Below are 19,257 nucleotides of genomic sequence, written 5' to 3'. Positions count from 1 at the left end.
CAGACGAGCACTTTGTGCCATTTCGGGGCTGGGTTCGGGGTCAGGTGATTTTGCTGCGGTACTTGGCAGTCGCCAAGGCGTAGCCCAGAGCGAGGATACCGGCGAGCCAGCCGAGGGCTATCCAGATGTCGCTGCCGACGGGCTGCTGCGCGAACAGGGCCCGGATGGTGTCCACGATGGATGTCACGGGCTGGTTCTCGGCAAACCAGGCCACCGGGCCGGGCATGGTGCCGGTGGGAACGAAGGCCGAGCTGATGAACGGCAGGAAGATCAGCGGGTAGCTGAACGCGCTCGCGCCGTCGACAGTCTTGGCCGAGAGCCCGGCAAGCACAGCGATCCAGGTCAGCGCCAGGGTAAACAGGAGCAGGATTCCCAGGACGGCGAGCCACGCAGCCGCTGAGGCTCCGCTGCGGAACCCCAGGATCAGCGCGACGCCGGTGACCGCCGCGATGGAGATCAGGTTCGCCGCCAGGGAGGTGAAGACGTGCGCCCAGAGCACGCTCGACCTCGCGATGGGCATTGACTGAAAGCGTTCGAAGATGCCGCCCTGCAGGTCAAGGAACAGCCGGTAGGCGGTGTAGGCGACGCCGGACGCGATGGTAATCAGCAGGATGCCGGGAAGCATGTAGTTCACGTAGGACTCGTCGGATCCGGTGTTTATCGCGCCGCCGAAGACGTAGACAAACAGGAGCATCAGGGCGACGGGCGTAACGGCGGTGGTGATGATCGTGTCGGGGCTGCGCTGGATGTGGCGCAGCGACCGTCCGGTCAGGACACGTGTGTTGCCGAGCGTGTGCGTGGTCATCTCAGGTCCTCTCCCGAAGAAACCGGGCCGTCGCTGCCCCCGACGAGGCTGAGGAAGACGTCCTCCAGGGAGGGCCTCTTCTCGATGTACTCGACCTTGGCGGGTGGAAGGAGCTGCTTGAGTTCAGCGAGGGTGCCGTTCTGAATGATCGTGCCCCTGTGGAGGATCGCGATCCGGTCGGCGAGATGCTCCGCCTCGTCGAGATGCTGTGTCGTGAGCAGCACCGTGGTGCCGTTGTCGGCGAGTTGCCTGATGGTCTGCCACACCTCGATGCGTGCCTGGGGGTCGAGGCCGGTGGTCGGCTCGTCCAGGAAGACGACCGGCGGATGGCCGATGAGGCTCATCGCAATGTCCAGCCGCCGGCGCATGCCGCCCGAGTAGGTCGAAGCCCTGCGATTTCCGGCATCGCTCAGCGAGAACCGGGCGAGCAGGTCGTCGGCAATCTTGCCGGGTTTCTTCAGCTGGCGCAGCTTGGCGATAAGGACAAGGTTCTCCCTGCCTGTCAGCACGTCATCGATTGCCGCGAACTGGCCGGTCAGGCTGATCGACCCGCGGACGCCGCCGGGTTTGGCGGCGACGTCGAAGCCGCAGACCGTGGCACTGCCGGCGTCGGCCGTCAATGTTGTCGCCAGTATCCGCACCAGCGTGGTCTTGCCTGCACCGTTCGAGCCGAGCAGCGCAAAGATGCTCCCCCGGCCCACATCGAAGGTGACCCCCCGCAGTACGTGCAGGTCCTTGAATGACTTCTGGATTCCCTGGACCCGTATGGCGGTGCCAGGTGATTGGTAGGTGGTCATGTCCGGTTCTCCGGTTCCGGCTCGGGTTGTGCTCGGTTACGGCTCGCGGGCGGCCTGCTCTATCGCGTCGTTCAGGCGCTTTCGCTCCTTGTTGATCCACTGGCCGTCCGCGTAGTTCTGGATAAAGGTGTCAGCAAATTCCACCGGATCATTCCCGACGATGTCGCGGATTGGTGTCTCATCGGCAGCGGCTCGTTCAAACAGGTCCGCGAGGTCATCGTGCATCTGGACCAGGATCCTGCCGTTGGCGATCGGCCGGGCGTACATGAAGTACCGTTCAAGTCCCTCGACCGCCGTGCGGTAGTTGGCGGGGAGCTCTTCCTTGCGGGCCTTGTACTGTCGCCAGCGCTTCTTGTCCTCGAACGAGCCGGTCACCTGCTCGATCCATTTTGCGGCCATGGCTACTCTCCTTGCTGCGGGTTGTTGATCCGGCGGCGGAGCTGTTCGATCCGTTCTGCGAGGAATCCCCACGAACCCCAAAACTCCTCGAGGTACTCTCCGCCCAGGGCGTTGAGCGAATAAACCTTGCGGGGCGGGCCCTTTTCCGAGGGGACCTTTTCGACATCCACGAGGCCGCGTCTCTCGATTCGAACCAGCAGCGCGTAGACCGTGCCCTCGACGATGTCCGAGAAACCCTGCTCGCGCAGCCGGGCCGTGATCTCGTAGCCGTACGCCGGCCGCACGGCCAGGATCGCCAGGACGATGCCCTCAAGAGTGCCCTTGAGCATCTCGGTCATCTGCTTGCCCACTAAGGCTCCTCCGCACTACTTGGCATTACTGACTACTGCTAAATAGTAACACTAGCTACTGCGGGCACAAGAGGTGGAGGGTGGGAAATATTATCGCTGCGGAAAGACTCCGGGGACCGAACGGCCGCCGTTAACCGCCGGTACCACCGGAGCTGAATCTCTTCAGCGGTACTGGCTAAAAGATGAGCCGTCCCGTTTCGCCCGGGCCCACGGCCATAAAACCACAGGTGGCAAGCAGATGCTCGCCAAACGGATTGCCGCCGGATTGTCGGCCAGGAATCCCTAGTAATAAAGGGAACTGGAGAGGAACACGAAAAGGACCAGGACCGACAAAAGCGTGAAGATGATGCCCAGCACCAGGCCGATGACCCCGAAGACCTTGTACATCGGTGCCCGATCGCTCTGGTTCGACAGCCCGATGGCGGAAAAGGCTCCCGCGGCAAGACCCACGGCGGTGCCCACGAACGGAATGAAGAACAGGAAGAGGGATACGATTCCCAGGATGAAGCCGGTCAGGGCGACAGGATTGCTGCGGGTCCGCGCAGGATAGCCGGGAAAGCCCTGATATCCGGGGTAGCCGGAGTATGCGGGCCGGGAGCCGGCGTACCCCTGCTGGTAGTTCTGGTAGCCAACATGCCCGGCCTGGTCCGTATAGCCCTGGGCCTGCCCCGGATGGCCCGGCTGCTGCCCCGGATAGCCGGAATAGGGCGGAAAAGCCTGCTGCTGGCCGCCGGGATATCCCTGGCTGCCGGGATAAGACGGCACGTCCTCGGCGGCGGCCGGGACGTCGAATGCCTCCGGGGATTGGTCCTCCCGGGCCGTGGGCGCTGCGGGCTGCACCGGGCTGAAGGAGTCGGCAGTGTCGGCCGCCGGCAGCGGCATGGTGTGAGCACTCCACTGCTGGCCATCCCACCATTTCAGCTGGTCCGGGTTCAGCGGATCCTGGTACCAGCCGGGCAGTGGCGATGTCATGGGGTTCTCCTGGATTGGATAGCGGCGCCGGGCTCGTACGGCCCACATTTCTTACGGTAGCCGATTCCTGGCAGAAACCCGGCCAGGAACGGCGGGCAGTCCGGTCGCTTCGTTAGGACACCAGCTCAGCGCTGACGGAAGCATCGACACGCGCGTTGTTCAAAATGCTGATTTCGGCGGCCGACACCCCGCCGGCCACGAGGACGCAGCCAACAGCGATAGCGGTGATCTGGGCGGTCAGGGAAGATCCGGTACGGTTCCGGGTTTGCGCAGCATGCTTCGGCATGGATGGGACTCCTATCGTTGTGGTGGAGATTTCCGGGAGGCAGAACGCCGTCATTGCCGGAAGATGGAGGTGCCGGACGGCGCAACGGCTCGTCCGCTCCAAGGCGGGGACTGGCGGGCGGATGAATTTCGCCGCGCCGCCAACAAATCCCGGCCACCATTAAGTCTAGGAGCCCGGTCTGGCCGCTTCAACGTGGGTCTGGTCACGCGGGAACCCACCAAACCGGCCGGAGTACGACGACGGCGGCCGCCCCCGGAGGGAACGGCCGCCGTCGTCGCGGTGGCGCCGGACGTCCCGGCGCTGCCACAAGCGGAGCTAGAGCACCTTGGCCAGGAAGTCCTGCAGCCGGGGCTGCTCGGGCCGGGAGAAGAGGTCCTCCGGCACGCCCTCTTCCACGATGACGCCGTCGGCCATGAAGATCACGCGGTCTGCCACTTCGCGGGCAAAGCCCATCTCGTGGGTCACGACGACCATGGTCATGCCGGCCTTGGCCAGGTCGCGGATGACCTGCAGGACCTCGCCGACCATTTCCGGATCAAGCGCGGAGGTGGCTTCGTCGAAGAGCATGATGTCCGGAGCCATGGCCAGCGCCCGCGCAATGGCCACACGCTGCTTCTGGCCGCCCGAAAGCTGCGCCGGGCGGGCGTCGGCCTTGTCGGCCAGTCCCACCTGTTCCAGGAGGCGCAGGGCGTTCGCGCGGACCTCTGCCTTGGAACCCTTCTTCAGTTCCAGCGGCGCGAGCATGACGTTCTGCAGCACGCTCATGTGCGGGAACAGGTTGAAGTGCTGGAAGACCATGCCGATGTTCTGGCGGACCTTGTTCAGGTCCACCTTCGGGTCGGTCAGGCTGTAGCCGTTGACCTCGACCTCGCCGGCCGTGATGTCCTCGAGCTTGTTCAGGCAGCGCAGGAAGGTGGACTTGCCCGAACCGGACGGGCCGATCACGCACACCACCTCGCCCTCGGCGACGGAGACGTCCAGGCCCTTGAGGACCTCGTTGGATCCGTAGGACTTGCGCAGTCCGCGGGTTACGATCTTGCTCACTTGTTAAACCTCTTATCCAGAACATCCGCCAGCTTGGTCAGCAGCGTGATGACGATGAAGTACAGGGCCGCAACGATCAGCAGCACCTCGGCGGTCCGGAAGTTCACGGCGTAGATCTGCTGGGCCTGGTAGGTGAGTTCGGCGAAACCGATCACGGCCAGCAGTGAGGTGTCCTTCAGGGTGATGACGAACTGGTTGATGAAGGACGGCGTCATGATCTTCACGGCCTGCGGAATAATGACCTTCTGCATGGTCTTGCCGTAGCCCAAGCCCAGGCTGCGGGAGGCTTCCATCTGGCCCGGATCCACCGACTGGATGCCGCCGCGCACGATTTCGGTCATGTAGGCGCCCGCGTTCAGCGACAGGGTCAGCACGCCGGCGGTCAGCACGTCCACCGGCTGGCCGATCAGCTGCGGCAGCCCGAAGTAGAAGAAGAACGCCTGGACCAGCACCGGAGTGCCGCGGAAGATCGCCACGTAGGTGGTCGCGATGCCGCGCAGGATGACGTTGTTGCCAACCTTGAAGAAGCCGAAGAGCACACCTAGCACCAGGGCGAAGACCAGCGACAGGGCGGTTGCCAGCAGGGTCAGGCCCATGCCCTTGGCGAAGGCCGGGGCGTTGTCGGTGACCAGCGACCAGAAGCTGGAATCCTTGGCACCGGCGTCCAGGTAGCGGTCGATGATCTCGTCGTATTCACCGCTGGCCTTCAGCTCGGCCAGGCCGGCATTGAAGGCCTCCAGCAGTTCGGGGTTGGTCCCCTTGTTCACGGCGAAGCCGTAGGAGGAACCGGCTTCCTTCTCCGTGACGGTCTTCAGCCCGTTGCCGGAAGCGACGCCGTAGGCCAGCACCGGGTAGTCGTCGAAGACTGCCACGGAACCGCCGGACTTCACGTCGTCGTACATCTGCGCGGACTGCGCGAACGCCACCACGCTGAAGCCGTACTCGTCCTTGATGGATTCTGCGAAGGTCTGGCCCTCGGTGCCGGTCTTGACCGCCACGCGCTTGCCGGCCAGGTCCTCGTAGCTGGAAACCTCGTCGTTCGTCTCCGCGACAGCCATCTGGATGCCGGATTCGAAGTAGGGGTCCGAGAAGTCGAAGACCTTCTGGCGTTCCTCGGTGATGGACATGCCCGCGATGACGCCGTCCACCTGGTTGGACTGCAGGGACTGCAGGGCCGCGTCAAAACCGAGGGAGCGGATGTCGACGCTGAATCCCTCCTCCTCGGCAATCGCGTTGATGAGGTCCATGTCGATGCCCACGAGTTCGCCGTCCTGGCGGAATTCGAAGGGGGCGAACGTGGTGTCGGTGCCGACGGCGAAGTTCTGGCCCGAGACGCCGCCGGTGGTATCTGCTGCGAAGGCCCCGGTTGCGGGGACGCCAAGGAGCAGTGCGATGGCCGCGGTCACCGCTATGAAGGGCGCGGCGAACTTAGCCCGGCCCCGGAGGGCCCGTTTGCCAGTATGCAAGGTGAAAACGTCTCCTAGATGTTCCGAAACGGCACAGAAATGCCGATAATGCCTCATAGAGACTACCGAGCGCACGGCGCAGGAACTAACCGGGAGACTGGCGGCTCCGGGGTCAGTGGGAGTTGTAGCCGTAGAACCAGCGTTCGAAGACTGCCCGCGATCGGCGCGTGATTCGTAGGTAGTTTTCCTCCAAAACGCCTCCCTGGCCGGCGCCGTAGCCGCACCAGCGGGCCACTGCCTCGAGCTCCCGACGTGAGGAAGGCAACACATCGGGGTTCCGTCCGCCGCGGATGACGTTGGCGCTTCGGATCCGGCTGGCGAGCAGCCAGGCCTCCCGCAGGATGGCCGTATCCGCCTCGGGCAGCAGGCCGGCAGCCGCGATTGCGTCCAGCGCCGGCAGCGTGGCGGTGGTCCGGAGTTCCGGATGGGTGCCGGCGTGCTCAAGCTGCAGCAGCTGCACCAGCCACTCGACGTCGCTGAGGGCGCCGCGGCCGAGCTTCAGCTGCCGGGAGGAATCCGCCCCGCGGGGCAGGCGTTCATTTTCCACCCGCGCCTTGATGCGGCGGATCTCGCGGATGTCGTTTTCGCTCACGCCGGCTGAGTAGCGGATGGGATCGATGAGGTCTATGAAGTCCTCGGCCAGGTCGTCGCTGCCGGCCATCGGGCGAGCGCGGACCAGTGCCTGCGCCTCCCAGATCAGCGACCAGCGGCTGTAGTACTCGCGGTAGGAGCCCAGGCTGCGCACCAGCGGACCGTTGCGCCCTTCCGGGCGCAGGCCGGCATCCAGGACCAGCACTTTTTCCGCCAGGATCGCCGGCGTGCACGGTTGCTGCAGCAGGGCCGAGAGCTGGCCGACAATGCGTTCGGCCTGGGACTGGGCAGCGCCCGGGTCGGCCCCGGGCACGGCACGGTGGACGTACAGGACGTCGGCGTCGGACCCGTAGCCGATTTCGCGGCCGCCCTGGCGGCCCATGGCCACCACCAGCATGTCGGTGAGTCTCTCCTCGCCGGCGAACACCTCGCCCTCGGCGACGTGCAGCGCCCCCAGGACCGCTGCCCGGTCGGCGTCGGCCAGCGCCCGGCCAACTTCCTCCTGCGTCAGCAGCCCGGCGCTGTCGGCGAGCGCGATGCGCAGCATTTCCCGGCGCCGGATCAGGCGGACCAGCCGCATGGCCGCCCGCGGATCGGGGTGGCGGGACATTTTGGACCGGATTTCCTGCCACTGCGCGTCAAACGACAGCGGGGTCAGGTCCTTGTCGGTGGCCAGCCACGCGGTGGCTTCGGGCGAGACCTCGAGCAGGTCCGTGATGAACCGGCTGGACGACAGGATGGAGCACAGCCGCTCCCCCGCGGCCGAGGAATCACGCAGCATCCCCAGGTACCAGTGCGTCTCCCCCAGCGACTCGCTCAGCCGCCGGAAGCCCAGCAGCCCGGCGTCGGGGTCCACGCCGTCGGCCAGCCAGCCCAGCAGCACCGGCAGCAGCTGGCGCTGGAGGGCGGCGCGGCGGCTGATCCCGACGGTGAGGGCCTCGATGTGCCGCATGGCCCCCTTCGGATCCGCATAGCCCAGCGCTGCGAGCCGGGCCTGTGCGGCGGCCGGAGAGAGCTTGACCTCGTCCACGCTGAGGTTGGAGGCGGTGTTCAGCAGCGGGCGGTAGAAGATGCTTTCGTGCAGCCGGCGGACGAGGCGCTTGGTGCGCTGCCAGGTGTCGGTCAGCCGTTCGGCGGTGGGCCGGCCTACGGCGAGCGAACCGCTGGCGGCCTTGGCCAGGGCGCGCAGGGCCGGTTCGGTGTCCGGCATCAGGTGCGTGCGGCGCATGTGCACCAGCTGGATGCGGTGCTCCAGGACGCGCAGGTAGCGGTAGGCGGCGTCGAGGTCGACGGCGTCGCTGCGCCCGATGTAGCCGCCCTCGCTCAGGGCCGCGATGGCAGCCGTCGTGGCGCGCACCCGCAGCGTTTCATCGGTCCGGCCGTGCACCAGCTGCAGCAGCTGGACGGTGAATTCGACGTCGCGCAGGCCGCCGCTGCCCAGCTTCAGCTGGCGGGCCTCCTCGTGGCCGGGAATGTTGTCGGTCACCCTGCGGCGCATGGCCTGGACCGACTCCACGAAACCCTCGCGTTCGGTGCTGGACCAGATCAGCGGGGCCACGGCTTCCTCGTAGCGCCGGCCCAGGTCGGGATCCCCGGCGGCGGCGCGGGCCTTGAGCAGCGCCTGGAACTCCCAGGTGTGCGCCCAGCGGGTGTAGTAGCTCAGGTGGGAGTCCAGGGTGCGCACCAGCGGGCCGTCCTTGCCCTCGGGCCGCAGGTTGGTGTCCACCTCCCACAGCGCCGGCTCGGGCGCCGAGGCGTTGATCGCACGGGAGATGCCGGCGGCGAGAGCGGTGCCGATTTTCGCGGCCAGGGTCTCGTCGAGCCCGGCGGATTCCATCACGTAGATGACATCGACGTCGGAAATGTAGTTCAGCTCCCGGGCTCCGCACTTGCCCATGGCAATCACGGCAAGGCGCACCCGGGAAATGTCCTCCGCCGAATAGCTGGCGGCGAGTTCCGCGCGGGAGACCGCCAGCGCGGCCTCCAGGGCGGCGCCGGCCAGGTCAGCGAGCTCGCGCCCGACGGCGGGCAGGACATCGGCGGGCGACGCCGCCCCCAGGTCGCGCACGGCCAGGTCCAGCAGGTGCTTGCGGTACCGTGCACGCAGGGCCACGTACGCCTCGGTCCCCGTCAGGCCCGCCACCGGAGCGTCCCCGGTGCCGGCCTTGACCGATTCCAGCAGCGACGCGCGGAGGATGTCTCCCGGTACCTCCGCCGGTTCAGCGCGCAGCGGCACCCGCAGGCTGTCGGCAGCCTCGGGGTGGCGCATGAGGAATTCGGCCAGCGCCTCGGAGGCGCCCAGCAGCCGGAAGAGGGCTTCGCTTGCCTCTTCGCCGCCTTCGACCAGCTCGCGCAGCTCGGGCACCCGGTCCAGCAGCCGCACCAGTGACTGCAGGGCCAGGTCCGGGTCCGCGGCCTGCAGGAACCCGGTGAACAGCACCGCTTCATCCAGCCCCTCGAGTTCGGGCGCCTGCAGGAAGCGGCTGCTTTTTTCCAGGTCCGTGAAGCCTGCGGCAATCAGCCGGCGGGTGAGACTCATAGGAGGTCCTCCATATCCTTCATTCCTCCGTAACGCTCAGTACCGGCGGTTGGCTAGAGAATGCCCAGGTTTTTCTTCAGCTCAAACTGCGTGACGTGCTGGCGGTACTCGTTCCACTCGGCGCGCTTGTTGCGCAGGAAGTTCTCGAAGACCTGCTCGCCCAGGATGTCGGCCACCAGTTCGGACTCTTCCATGGCCCGGACGGCGTCGTGCAGCGAGGCCGGCAGCGGATCCAGGCCCATGGCGCGGCGTTCGGCCGCCGAGAGGCTCTCGACGTCGTCCTCTGCGCCGGCGGGCAGCTCGTAGCCCTCTTCAATGCCCTTGAGCCCGGCGCCGAGCAGGACGGCGTAGGACAGGTACGGGTTGGCGGCTGAGTCGATGCCGCGGTATTCGATGCGCGCCGACTGGCCCTTGCCCGGCTTGTACAGCGGAACCCGGACCAGGGCGGAGCGGTTGTTGTGGCCCCAGGACACGTAGCTCGGGGCTTCGCCGCCGCCCCAGAGCCGCTTGTAGGAATTGACGAACTGGTTCGTCACCGCGGTGAACTCCGGCGCGTGGCGCAGCACGCCGGCAATGAACTGGCGGGCGGTGCGGGAGAGCTGGAACTCGGCTCCGGCTTCGAAGAACGCGTTGGTGTCGCCCTCGAACAGGGACAGGTGCGTGTGCATGCCGGAACCGGGGTGGTCGGAGAACGGCTTGGGCATGAACGTGGCGTAGCAGCTGGTGGTCAGTGCCACTTCCTTGACCACGGTGCGGAACGTCATGATGTTGTCGGCCGTCTGCAGCGCATCAGCGTAGCGCAGGTCAATTTCGTTCTGGCCGGGGCCGGCCTCGTGGTGGCTGAACTCCACCGAGATGCCCACGGCTTCGAGCATGGAGACCGCCGTGCGGCGGAAGTCCTGGGCCACGCCGCCGGGAACGTGGTCGAAGTAGCCGGCCCGGTCCACGGGGACGGGCTCTCCGTCGGGACCGAGCTCATCGGACTTCAGCAGGTAGAACTCGATCTCGGGATGGGTGTAGCAAGTGAAGCCCATGTCAGCGGCCTTTGCCAGCTGGCGCTTGAGGACGTTGCGGGGATCGGCCGCGGAGGGCTGGCCGTCCGGGGTGAGGATGTCGCAGAACATCCGGGAGGTCTGCTCGGAGTCACCGCGCCAGGGCAGAATCTGGAACGTGGAGGGGTCCGGCTGGGCCAGCATGTCGGACTCGAAAACGCGGGCCAGGCCCTCGATCGAGGAACCGTCGAAGCCCAGGCCCTCCTCGAAGGCGCCTTCCACCTCGGCGGGGGCCAGCGCCACCGACTTCAGCGTGCCCACAACATCGGTAAACCACAACCGCACAAACCGGACGTCTCGCTCTTCGATGGTGCGCAAAACGAATTCCTGCTGGCGGTTCATCCCTACCCTCTTTCTGGACTGTGGGACCGCACCCGGATCCTTCCGGGCAGCCCCTGCGTTTCAAGCCTTCCTTCACTCTACCTATCCCGCGGCGGATTACCGCCGTCGCAGGCTGGCGCGGCACCGCATTACGCCGGCCGGCACTGCACGCGCCGCCGGCTTGTGCCTGCGTGCCGCCGCCGGCTGCCACAGTCAGCGGTACCGGCTTGCGGGACCGGGGCCGCAACGCCGCGCTTGTTTAGTAGGCTCGGCGCATGACCGACGCCGAACACCCCGCCCCCTACACTGCCGGACCTGCCAGCTCCGCTGCCCCCGGGAAGCCCGCCGGACCGCGCCGGATCCGCATCCCGCACCTGCAGCAGATCAAGGATTCAGGACAGCATTTCGCGATGCTCACCGCCTATGACCAGTACACCGCCGCCATCTTCGACGAGGCCGGCATCGAGGTGCTGCTGGTGGGTGATTCGGCGGCGAACAACGTCATGGGCCACGCCACCACGCTGCCGATCACGCTCGACGAGATGATCGTGTTCGCACGTTCGGTGACGTCCGGAGCGAGCCGCGCCCTGGTGGTCTGCGACCTGCCCTTCGGCTCCTATGAGATCTCCCCCGCGCAGGCCGTCGAGTCCTCCATCCGCCTCCTCAAGGAGGGGCTGGTGCACGCGGTCAAGATGGAGGGCGGTGCGTTTTACGCGCCGCACGTCAGCGCTCTGGTGGCCGCGGGAATTCCGGTGATGGCGCATGTGGGCTTCACGCCGCAGAGTGAGCATGCCCTGGGCGGCTATCGGGTGCAGGGCCGCGGCGACGCGCGCCGGACAGTGCTCGACGACGCCGCCGCCCTGGCCGAAGCGGGAGCCTTCTGTGTCCTGATGGAAATGGTGCCGGCCGACGTCGCCGCCGAGGTGGATGCCGCCGTCGCCGTTCCCACCATCGGCATCGGCGCCGGCAACGCCACCACCGGGCAGGTCCTGGTCTGGCAGGACATGGCCGGAATGCGCGGGGACAAACTGCCGCGTTTCGTCAAGCAGTTCGCGGATGTCCGCTCGGTCCTGTCCTCCGCGGCACGCGCCTACGCCGACGAAGTGCGCAGCGGCACGTTCCCGGGGCCGGAGCACAGCTTCTAGGAGCGGATCGGCGTTCCGCCTCCCGCTCCAAGGTCCGCCTCCCGGCGGGCAGGTCCGCCTGGCGGGGCCTGGCTCGGCCTCAGCCGCGCTGGTTCCCACTGTCTGTGCATTCCTGTTACTAATGTGGTCCCACCAGTAACAGGCGTCACAAAGGGTGGGAACTGGTGCGCGAACCCGCCGTATCCCCGCCGGCACGCGCTCAGGCGCCGCAAAGGCCAAGAAACCTGAACCGTTGCTGCCCGCGCAGCCCCGGGCCGCCGAACGCAGCCGGAATGTAGGCTCATCCGATGGAGAAGAGCACCAGCACCAAAGCCGTCTGCTATGTGGTCTGCCAGGAACACCTGCTGGTTTTCACCCATCTCGATGTTCCGTTGGAAGTGGCCGGCGTCCAGGTGCCGGCGGGAACGGTGCGCCTTGGGGAGGCTCCGGCAGCAGCGGCGGTTCGGGAAGTGCGGGAGGAAACCGGTCTGGGTGCGACAGTGGTGCGGAACCTGGGGACCGCGGCGTACGACTATTCCCCGGCCCGGTTCGAAATAGCCACCCGCCATTTTTTCCTCCTCACCACCGCTGCACGTCCCCTCAGTGAACGCTGGCAAGCCGGTGAAGACGATCCCGAACACGGCGGCGGGCCGAAACGCTGGGAGTGTTGGTGGATGCCGCTGTCCCAGGCTCACGTCCTGGCCGGCGGGCTCGGCTCAATGGTGGGCGCCCTATACGCGTAATGCGTTCCGGTACCGCACGCGGCTCAGCAGTTCCGCGAGATAGCAGTTCCGCGAGATGGCAGTAAGTGCTCGTCCCAGCCCTGGGACATGCACTTACTGCCATCTCGGCGCCCCGAAGGCGTCCAGGTGCCGCTGCCTACCAGTTGCGGTTTTCTTCGTCTTCCTTGTCCCAGGCCTCATTGCGCTGCTGGACCTTCTGCAGGGCCAGTTCTGCTTCCTCGGGAGTCGAGTACGGGCCCAGCAGCTTGGTCCAGTCGGACTGGGGGCCCTTTTCGACCTCGTGGGTGACGACATTGAACCAGTACTCAGCCATGGTGTGCTCTCCTTCAAAAAATGCTTCCGAACCCCGGGTGGGGCACCCCCGTGCCACGGCATGGGCCGTCCGGCGATAAGATCGATGGTATGCCCCAAACTGTTGCCACTGCACCCCTTGGCCGTCTCGCTCCGGGAACCGTGAGCCCGCGCCTGCCGGTTCCCGCGTCGATCCCGCGTCCGGAATACGTGGGCAAGGAAGCTCCCACCCCGTTCACCGGTTCCGAGGTCAAGTCCGCCGAGACCATCGAGAAAATCCGGGTCGCCAGCAAGATCGCCGCCCAGGCCATCGTGGAGGTCGGCAAGCACATCGTTCCCGGCGTCACCACCGATGAACTGGACCGTGTGGGCCACGAATTCCTGCTCGACCACCACGCCTACCCGTCAACCCTGGGCTACCGCGGCTTTCCCAAGTCCCTGTGCTCCTCGGTCAATGAGGTCATCTGTCACGGCATTCCCGACACCACGGTGCTGAACGACGGCGACATCATCAACATCGACATCACCGCCTACCTCAACGGCGTGCACGGCGACACGAATTGGACGTTCCTGGTGGGCGACGTGGACGAAGAGTCCCGCCTTCTGGTCGAGCGCACCTCCGAATCCCTGCGCCGGGCCATCAAGGCAGTCATGCCGGGCCGCGAGATCAACGTCATCGGCCGCACCATCGAGTCCTACGCAAAGCGCTTCGGCTACGGCGTGGTCCGCGATTTCACCGGCCACGGTGTGGGCGAGGCGTTCCACACGGGGCTCATCATTCCGCACTACGACGCCGCGCCGGCCTACAGCCGTCTCATTGAACCGGGAATGGTGTTTACCATTGAGCCTATGCTCACACTTGGCACCATCGAGTGGGACATGTGGGACGACAATTGGACCGTCCTGACCAAGGACCGCAAACGCACCGCCCAGTTTGAGCACACCCTGCTCGTGACGGACACCGGCGCCGAAATCCTGACCCTCCCTTAGCAGCGTTCACGCAGCCGAGACAGACCTACTTCTGGAGAACCATGGCCAAGAAACACAAGAGTAAGCACGGCGACGCCAACGCGGTCATTGGCATTGATATCGGTGGCACCGGCATCAAGGGCGGCATCGTCGACCTGACCAAGGGCAAGCTGGTTGGCGAGCGGTTCCGCATTCCCACCCCGCAGCCCGCGACGCCCGAAGCAGTGGCCGGCGTCGTCGGCCAGATCGTGGCGGAGCTCTCCTCCCGCCCGGACGGCCCCGGCCCCGAGGTTCCGGTGGGCGTCACGTTCCCGGCCATCATCCAGCACGGCATTGCCCGCTCCGCAGCCAATGTGGATAAGAGCTGGATTGACACGGACGTTGACACCCTGCTCACCAAGGCGCTGGGCCGCGACGTTCAGGTCATGAATGACGCCGATGCCGCCGGCCTGGCGGAGGCCCGCTACGGCGCCGGCCGCGAGGTGGACGGCACCGTCCTGGTGATCACCCTGGGCACGGGCATTGGCTCGGCCCTGATCTACAGGGGCATGCTGGTCCCCAATGCGGAACTGGGCCATCTGGAGATTGACGGGCACGACGCCGAGACCCGGGCCTCCGCCTCCGCCCGGGAACGCGACGGGATCACCTGGGAGGAATACGCCACGCGGCTCCAGCGGTACTTCTCCCATGTGGAGTTCCTGTTCTCGCCGGACCTCTTTGTCGTCGGCGGCGGCATCTCCAAGCGCAGCGAGGACTTCCTGCCGCTGCTGAATCTGCGCACGCCGCTGGTCACCGCCAACCTCAAGAACAATGCCGGCATTGTCGGCGCTGCCCTGCAGGCGGCCATGCACTTCAACTACATCAAGTAGGACCCGCACCACGCGGGGGCCGGCTCGGAAGCGGCGGCGGGGAGACCTGCCGCCGCTTCCGCTGCGTCCGGACCCGGTTGTTCGGGTCTCAGGGTCCGGGGAAGGGTTCGGGGCTCCGCTCCGGGGAAGCTCAGCGGGCGGTCAGCGGCCGCTGGGCTCCGGCGGGGACAGTGGAAGCACGCGGGGATTCTTCGCGCAGTTCAGCTATGGCAGCCTCGAAGTCCTCCAGCGATTCAAAGGCCTGGTAGACGCTGGCAAACCGCAGGTATGCCACCTGGTCGAGCTTCTGCAGCGGCTTCAGGATGGCCAGTCCCACCTCGTGGGCATCAATTTCGGCTACTCCGCTGGCACGGATCGATTCCTCGACCTCCTGGGCCAGCATGGCCAGGTCGTCCTCGCTGACGGGCCGGCCCTGGCAGGCTTTGCGCACACCGTTGATCACCTTGCCGCGGCTGAACGGCTCTCCCACGCCCGACCGCTTGATGACGCTCAGGCTCGTGGTCTCCACCGTGCTGAACCTGCGCCCGCACTCGGGGCACTGGCGGCGGCGGCGGATCGCCGAACCGTCGTCGGCCAGACGGCTGTCAACGACTCGGGAATCAGCGTTGCGGCAGAACGGACAGTACATCCGGAGTCCTTTCGCTGGAGGTCGGAAGCGGGCTGCATCCCGGACCCGACCGCACCGGGGAACCAGTCCCGGTGCAGCAGAGCTGAGCTGCGCACTCATTCTAGAGCCGCAACCCCGACATCACCAACTGCCTCTCACCATATGTAGTAGCACCCGCTACTACATATGGTGGTCAGGCTTCGAACCGGACTGACACGGCGTCGCCGTGAGCGGGCAGGTCCTCGGCCCGGGACAGCGCCACGACATGGGTGCTGACTTCCTGCAGGGCAGCCCGGTCATAGTTGATGACCTGGATGGCGTGCATGAAGGTGGTCACGTTCAAGCCGGAGGAGAAGGCTGAAGTCCCGGCCGTGGGGAGCACGTGGTTGGATCCGGAGCAGTAGTCGCCCAGGCTGACGGGGCTGTAGTTTCCGACAAAGATGGCCCCGGCGCTGGTGATGCGGGCTGCGTCTTCGGCGGCACCGGCGGTCTGGATTTCCAGGTGTTCGGCCCCGTAGGCATTGCAGACGGCGATCCCCTGGTCCAGGTCATCCACCAGGATGGTTCCGGACTGGGGGCCTGACAGCGCGGTTTCCACCCGGGCACGGTGCCGGGTGGCCTGAACCTGCCGGCCCAGTTCATGCCGGACCCGGCCCGCCAGGTCCGGGGAATCGGTGACGAGGACCGAGGCGGCATTGGGATCGTGCTCGGCCTGGCTGATCAGGTCAGCGGCAACAAGGCGCGGATCCGCTCCAGCGTCGGCCAGGATGGCGATTTCGGTGGGACCGGCTTCGGCATCGATCCCCACGACGCCCTTCACCAGCCGCTTGGCGGTCGCCACGTAGACGTTGCCCGGCCCCGTGACGACGTCGACCGGCGCCAGTTCCTGGTTAACTCCGGCCGCGGGAATGCCGTAGGCGAAGGCTGCAATGGCCTGGGCGCCGCCCATGGCGTACACCTCTTCGATGCCCAGCAGCTCCGCGGCAGCCAGAATGGTGGGGTGCGGCAGCCCGCCGAACTCCCGCTGCGGCGGGGACGCCAGGGCGAGCGAAGGGACGCCGGCGGCCTGGGCGGGCACCACGTTCATCACCACTGACGACGGATACACGGCCAGCCCGCCCGGAACGTACAGACCCACGCGGCCCACCGGAAGCCAGTTCTGCGAAACGTTGGCGCCGGGCCCGATCTGCAGATCGGTGTTCTGCGGGCGCTGGGCCTCGGCAAAGAGCCGGGCCCGCCGGATGGACTCTTCCAGGGCGGCCCGGACGGGCGGATCGAGCTGCGCCAGCGCCTCGCGCAGCGCCTCGCGGGGCACCAGCGGATGATGCTGCTCCACGCCGTCGAAGCGGGAGGCCAGCTCGCTGAGCGCGTCATATCCGCGCGTTCTGACGTCCGCGATGATGGCGGCGACGGCGTCGGAAGCCACATCGGTGGTGGTTTCGGCGCGCGGCATCGCGTGCTTCAAACCAGCCGGGCTCAAATGCTGCCCGCGCAGATCGATGGTGCGGAAGGATTCGAAGGCAGGTCCGGAGGTTGAGGAATTCACGCTTCCCATTCTACCCAAGCACCCCCCGCCCGCCGGCAGCCGGTGACTTCGTTACGGCTCCGGACGGGCTTTGGGCCGGGTCAGGTTCGACCAGGTGATGGAAACGAGGTTCACTTTGGCGGCAGAATTGCCGCTGCCGGCGATCTGCTCGTTCAGCCGGCCGTCGTACACCGCCAGCAGAAGCCGCGCCAGCTCCGCCGGGTCGACAGTGAACTCCGCTTCCTGGGCATCGGCCACCCGGAGCAGCGCTGCGGTCACCGCTTCGGCCAGCATGTTGCGCTGGCCTGCAACGAAGACCCGCACTCGGTCGGATCGCCGGGCGGCCAGCAGCAGTTCCAGGCGAACCGCGTGCCACACGGTGTCAGAGGTGAAGTCAGCCATTCCTTCCAGGATGCGCTCGATGACGGCGGTCGGATCCTGCGCGCCGCGCTGCAGCCAATGGTCGAGCTGGTCCTGCAGCCGGGCGACCAACTGGCTGACATGGTCCTCATACATGGCCAGCGCCAGATCGGTCTTGGTGGCGAAGTTGCTGTAGAAGGCGCCCCGGGTAAATCCGGCAGCGGCACACAGCTCCCCCACACTGGCGCCCTCCAGGCCCCGTTCGGCAAAGACGTCGGCGGAAGTTGCCAGCAGGCGGTTGCGGGTGGCGGTTCGGGACCGTTTGGCCGGTTCGGCTGCGTCCAAGGCGGTCCTCTTTCCTGCGGGGTTCATCCTTCCACGATACATGGGTGTATCGTCGGAGGCAGTCAATACACTCGTGTATCCAGTGAGCTTCGAAAAGGAATGCCCGCATGTCCACGCCCGTTTCAGCCCGCCCCCGCCACGCCGCCCGGCCGGAGGATCGGCGGTCCGCCTCCCCCTACCGGTCGCCGATGTTCTGGCTGCTTCCCATGCTCGTGGTGGTCCTGCTGGCAGCGGTCGGCACGGGCCTTTACATGGGCGGGCTGGCCAACCCGACGGCGCATCTGAAGGACTTCCCCGTGGCAGTGGTGAACGAGGACACCGGTCTTGAAGGGAGCGCCGACGGAGCGGCTCCGCAGAATCTGGGACAGGAGATCGTGAACGGATTCGCCGACCGCGCCGCCGAGGGAGAGGAGCTGGACCTTCAGGTCCTCTCTTGGGCGGACGCGCGGGAGCAGCTCGAGAACGGAGAGGTCTATGCCGCCGTCGTCATCCCTGCCTCCTTCTCCGCCGATGCAACCGGACTTGTCACCGGTTCACTGACGCAGGAGCAGTCGGCCCGCCCCGCTGTCAGCGTCTACACCGATCCGAAAGCCGGCGCCCTGGCCGCTCGCCTTGCGGCCGGCGTCGTTGAACCGGGTCTGGCCGAGGCCAGCGCGTCCTTGGGTGAGCAACTTGCCGCCGCAGCACAAGATGCGGAGGCCCAGGCCCGCAGCGCCGTCGAACAGCAGCTGACGGAGTCCCAGAATGAGCAGGCGCGCCGAACCCTGGAAGCCGCAGCAAAGGGCGGTCCGGCCACCGTGGCCTTCGCCCGGCAGCTCACCGCGCAGCAGGCCGGCACCCCCTCCCAGCTGGCGGAGCAGCTGGCCCCCACCGTCAGCGCGGCGTCAGCGGTTCTGCTTCAGGATCCCGTCCAGGTGATTACCGAGAATTACCATCCGGTCGAAGGCGGCACGGCCCTGGGCATGGGTTCCTTCTACTACGCGCTCCTGCTGCTCGTGCTGGGGCTCACCGGATCCATCGGCGTGAACGTCCTGGTGGACGGCCGGCTGGGAATTACTCCGCTGGAAATCGGACCGCAGTTCCTCGTGGCCCGGCGGGCCACACCGTCCCGGTGGCTGTCCATGCTGCTCAAGTGGGGAATTTTCGTCACAGCGGCGGCACCCGCAGCCGGTGTCGTGATGTGGGTGGCCTCCGCCGCGGCCGTTCCCCTGCCGAACGGCGGAACCCTGTTCCTCACCAGCTGGCTCGCAATGTCAGCGGTGTCGGCCGTGGTTTTTGCCCTGCTGACCGTCTTCGGCAACGCCGGCCTGCTGGTCGCGATGATCTACCTGGTGCTCATGGGGCTGCCCTCGTCCGGAGCCGTGGTGCCGCTCGAGGCGCTGCCCGGCTTCTTCCGGGCCATCGCGCCCTGGGAACCCCTGCACCACATCGCCAACGCCATCCGCAGCGTCCTCTACTTCGGTTCAGGCACTGACACCGGTCTGGGCGCGGATGTTGTGGCTCTTGCCCTGATCCTCGCGGCCGCACTGTTGATCGGCTTCCTCGTCAGCACGCTCTACGACCGGATGTTCGGCCGGCGCGGAACAACGGCCGCCGGGCCGGCTGCGGCCTAAGCCGCTGTCCGCAGGGCTGCTCCTGGTGGCGGGGCTGCTCCTGGTTGCGGGGCTTTCGCATCCGACAGGCATCCTTCGGGCAGATAACGGGACAACGGAGAATTCATAGTGCAGATAACGCGCTCAAAGGCCGGTTTTCGGGCATTTTCAGCCCGTTATCTGCACGATAGATTTCCCGAAGCACCGTTA

The 19,257-nt window shown here is 66.6% G+C and carries 19 protein-coding genes; 5 read left to right on the top strand and 14 right to left on the bottom strand.

All coding sequences use genetic code 11. From position 1 onward, the window contains the following. Positions 1-40: 40 nt before the first annotated feature. The 10 genes from QNO00_RS11855 to glnA all read right to left on the bottom strand — a co-directional run bounded on the left by QNO00_RS11855 (position 41) and on the right by glnA (position 10,643). The gene (locus QNO00_RS11855) at positions 41-805 is read right to left on the bottom strand and encodes an ABC transporter permease (protein ID WP_229966948.1); all 765 of its coding nucleotides are present in this window, start codon (positions 803-805) and stop codon (positions 41-43) included. Next, positions 802-1,602: an ABC transporter ATP-binding protein gene (locus QNO00_RS11850; protein ID WP_229966949.1), complete on the bottom strand. Its 801-nt coding sequence runs from the start codon at positions 1,600-1,602 to the stop codon at positions 802-804. Before QNO00_RS11850 ends, QNO00_RS11855 begins: the two co-directional genes overlap by 4 nt. 36 nt (positions 1,603-1,638) lie before the next feature. Next, positions 1,639-2,001 carry a DUF1048 domain-containing protein gene (locus tag QNO00_RS11845; protein ID WP_229966950.1) on the bottom strand — a complete coding sequence of 121 codons (363 nt, stop codon included), beginning with the start codon at positions 1,999-2,001 and terminating at the stop codon, positions 1,639-1,641. A 2-nt stretch (positions 2,002-2,003) separates the two neighbouring features. After that, entirely contained in the window at positions 2,004-2,351 is a 348-nt protein-coding gene (locus QNO00_RS11840) for a PadR family transcriptional regulator (RefSeq protein WP_284024635.1), read from the bottom strand. Between the two features lie 282 nt (positions 2,352-2,633). Continuing rightward, positions 2,634-3,323, bottom strand: a complete 690-nt coding sequence (locus tag QNO00_RS11835) for a DUF2510 domain-containing protein (protein ID WP_284024634.1) — start codon at positions 3,321-3,323, stop codon at positions 2,634-2,636. 112 nt (positions 3,324-3,435) lie between these two features. Then, on the bottom strand, positions 3,436-3,609 hold the full coding sequence (locus tag QNO00_RS11830; RefSeq protein WP_229966952.1) for a hypothetical protein: 174 nt from the start codon (positions 3,607-3,609) through the stop codon (positions 3,436-3,438). A gap of 315 nt (positions 3,610-3,924) precedes the next feature. Then, on the bottom strand, positions 3,925-4,653 hold the full coding sequence (locus tag QNO00_RS11825) for an amino acid ABC transporter ATP-binding protein (protein WP_229966953.1): 729 nt from the start codon (positions 4,651-4,653) through the stop codon (positions 3,925-3,927). After that, positions 4,650-6,119, bottom strand: a complete 1,470-nt coding sequence (locus QNO00_RS11820; protein WP_502863354.1) for an amino acid ABC transporter substrate-binding protein/permease — start codon at positions 6,117-6,119, stop codon at positions 4,650-4,652. Before QNO00_RS11820 ends, QNO00_RS11825 begins: the two co-directional genes overlap by 4 nt. 112 nt (positions 6,120-6,231) lie before the next feature. Further along, a complete protein-coding gene (locus QNO00_RS11815; protein ID WP_284024633.1) occupies positions 6,232-9,249 on the bottom strand; it encodes a bifunctional [glutamine synthetase] adenylyltransferase/[glutamine synthetase]-adenylyl-L-tyrosine phosphorylase in 3,018 nt (1,005 codons plus the stop codon). Between the two features lie 53 nt (positions 9,250-9,302). Then, positions 9,303-10,643 carry a type I glutamate--ammonia ligase gene (gene glnA, locus QNO00_RS11810; RefSeq protein ID WP_229966955.1) on the bottom strand — a complete coding sequence of 447 codons (1,341 nt, stop codon included), beginning with the start codon at positions 10,641-10,643 and terminating at the stop codon, positions 9,303-9,305. Between the two features lie 254 nt (positions 10,644-10,897). On the opposite strand from glnA, the gene panB reads away from it, so the two are divergent. Together panB and QNO00_RS11800 are read left to right on the top strand one after the other, a co-directional pair. Further along, positions 10,898-11,767 (top strand): 3-methyl-2-oxobutanoate hydroxymethyltransferase, encoded by an 870-nt coding sequence (gene panB / locus QNO00_RS11805; protein WP_229966956.1) that lies wholly within the window; start codon positions 10,898-10,900, stop codon positions 11,765-11,767. 287 nt (positions 11,768-12,054) lie between these two features. Continuing rightward, the gene (locus QNO00_RS11800) at positions 12,055-12,489 is read left to right on the top strand and encodes an NUDIX hydrolase (protein WP_284024632.1); all 435 of its coding nucleotides are present in this window, start codon (positions 12,055-12,057) and stop codon (positions 12,487-12,489) included. A 136-nt stretch (positions 12,490-12,625) separates the two neighbouring features. On the opposite strand, the gene QNO00_RS11795 is transcribed toward QNO00_RS11800, so the two are convergent. Continuing rightward, complete coding sequence (locus QNO00_RS11795) at positions 12,626-12,802, bottom strand: SPOR domain-containing protein (protein WP_229966958.1); 177 nt, start codon at positions 12,800-12,802, stop codon at positions 12,626-12,628. 89 nt (positions 12,803-12,891) lie between these two features. Here QNO00_RS11795 and map point away from each other — a divergent pair, with 89 nt between their 5' ends. Both map and ppgK read left to right on the top strand, forming a co-directional pair. Beyond that, on the top strand, positions 12,892-13,770 hold the full coding sequence (gene map, locus QNO00_RS11790) for a type I methionyl aminopeptidase (protein WP_229966959.1): 879 nt from the start codon (positions 12,892-12,894) through the stop codon (positions 13,768-13,770). A 41-nt stretch (positions 13,771-13,811) separates the two neighbouring features. Then, positions 13,812-14,618, top strand: coding sequence for a polyphosphate--glucose phosphotransferase (gene ppgK, locus QNO00_RS11785; RefSeq protein WP_229966960.1), 807 nt, complete (start codon positions 13,812-13,814; stop codon positions 14,616-14,618). Positions 14,619-14,748: 130 nt separating this feature from the next. On the opposite strand, the gene nrdR is transcribed toward ppgK, so the two are convergent. The 3 genes from nrdR to QNO00_RS11770 form a co-directional block, all read right to left on the bottom strand. Beyond that, entirely contained in the window at positions 14,749-15,246 is a 498-nt protein-coding gene (gene nrdR, locus QNO00_RS11780) for a transcriptional regulator NrdR (protein ID WP_229966961.1), read from the bottom strand. A 172-nt stretch (positions 15,247-15,418) separates the two neighbouring features. Further along, positions 15,419-16,780, bottom strand: coding sequence for a histidinol dehydrogenase (hisD, locus tag QNO00_RS11775; protein ID WP_284024631.1), 1,362 nt, complete (start codon positions 16,778-16,780; stop codon positions 15,419-15,421). A gap of 42 nt (positions 16,781-16,822) precedes the next feature. Further along, complete coding sequence (locus tag QNO00_RS11770) at positions 16,823-17,482, bottom strand: TetR/AcrR family transcriptional regulator (RefSeq protein ID WP_284024630.1); 660 nt, start codon at positions 17,480-17,482, stop codon at positions 16,823-16,825. Between the two features lie 80 nt (positions 17,483-17,562). Here QNO00_RS11770 and QNO00_RS11765 point away from each other — a divergent pair, with 80 nt between their 5' ends. Continuing rightward, on the top strand, positions 17,563-19,068 hold the full coding sequence (locus QNO00_RS11765; RefSeq protein WP_284024629.1) for a YhgE/Pip domain-containing protein: 1,506 nt from the start codon (positions 17,563-17,565) through the stop codon (positions 19,066-19,068). Positions 19,069-19,257 lie beyond the last annotated feature (189 nt).

The sequence above is a fragment of the Arthrobacter sp. zg-Y1219 genome, from assembly GCF_030125545.1.
Classification (GTDB): domain Bacteria; phylum Actinomycetota; class Actinomycetes; order Actinomycetales; family Micrococcaceae; genus Arthrobacter_B.
Note: the sequence above shows the minus strand (reverse complement) of the source record. Positions and strands in the feature narration are given on the sequence as shown.

Bases quoted from the DNA above. Each gene is read 5' to 3' on its own strand.
- QNO00_RS11855 (WP_229966948.1), bottom strand. From the start codon at position 805: ATGACCACGCACACGCTCGGCAACACACGTGTCCTGACCGGACGGTCG.
- QNO00_RS11850 (WP_229966949.1), bottom strand. From the start codon at position 1,602: ATGACCACCTACCAATCACCTGGCACCGCCATACGGGTCCAGGGAATC.
- QNO00_RS11845 (WP_229966950.1), bottom strand. From the start codon at position 2,001: ATGGCCGCAAAATGGATCGAGCAGGTGACCGGCTCGTTCGAGGACAAG.
- QNO00_RS11835 (WP_284024634.1), bottom strand. From the start codon at position 3,323: ATGACATCGCCACTGCCCGGCTGGTACCAGGATCCGCTGAACCCGGAC.
- QNO00_RS11830 (WP_229966952.1), bottom strand. From the start codon at position 3,609: ATGCCGAAGCATGCTGCGCAAACCCGGAACCGTACCGGATCTTCCCTG.
- QNO00_RS11815 (WP_284024633.1), bottom strand. From the start codon at position 9,249: ATGAGTCTCACCCGCCGGCTGATTGCCGCAGGCTTCACGGACCTGGAA.
- glnA (WP_229966955.1), bottom strand. From the start codon at position 10,643: ATGAACCGCCAGCAGGAATTCGTTTTGCGCACCATCGAAGAGCGAGAC.
- panB (WP_229966956.1), top strand. From the start codon at position 10,898: ATGACCGACGCCGAACACCCCGCCCCCTACACTGCCGGACCTGCCAGC.
- QNO00_RS11800 (WP_284024632.1), top strand. From the start codon at position 12,055: ATGGAGAAGAGCACCAGCACCAAAGCCGTCTGCTATGTGGTCTGCCAG.
- QNO00_RS11795 (WP_229966958.1), bottom strand. From the start codon at position 12,802: ATGGCTGAGTACTGGTTCAATGTCGTCACCCACGAGGTCGAAAAGGGC.
- map (WP_229966959.1), top strand. From the start codon at position 12,892: ATGCCCCAAACTGTTGCCACTGCACCCCTTGGCCGTCTCGCTCCGGGA.
- ppgK (WP_229966960.1), top strand. From the start codon at position 13,812: ATGGCCAAGAAACACAAGAGTAAGCACGGCGACGCCAACGCGGTCATT.
- nrdR (WP_229966961.1), bottom strand. From the start codon at position 15,246: ATGTACTGTCCGTTCTGCCGCAACGCTGATTCCCGAGTCGTTGACAGC.
- hisD (WP_284024631.1), bottom strand. From the start codon at position 16,780: ATGGGAAGCGTGAATTCCTCAACCTCCGGACCTGCCTTCGAATCCTTC.
- QNO00_RS11770 (WP_284024630.1), bottom strand. From the start codon at position 17,482: ATGAACCCCGCAGGAAAGAGGACCGCCTTGGACGCAGCCGAACCGGCC.
- QNO00_RS11765 (WP_284024629.1), top strand. From the start codon at position 17,563: ATGTCCACGCCCGTTTCAGCCCGCCCCCGCCACGCCGCCCGGCCGGAG.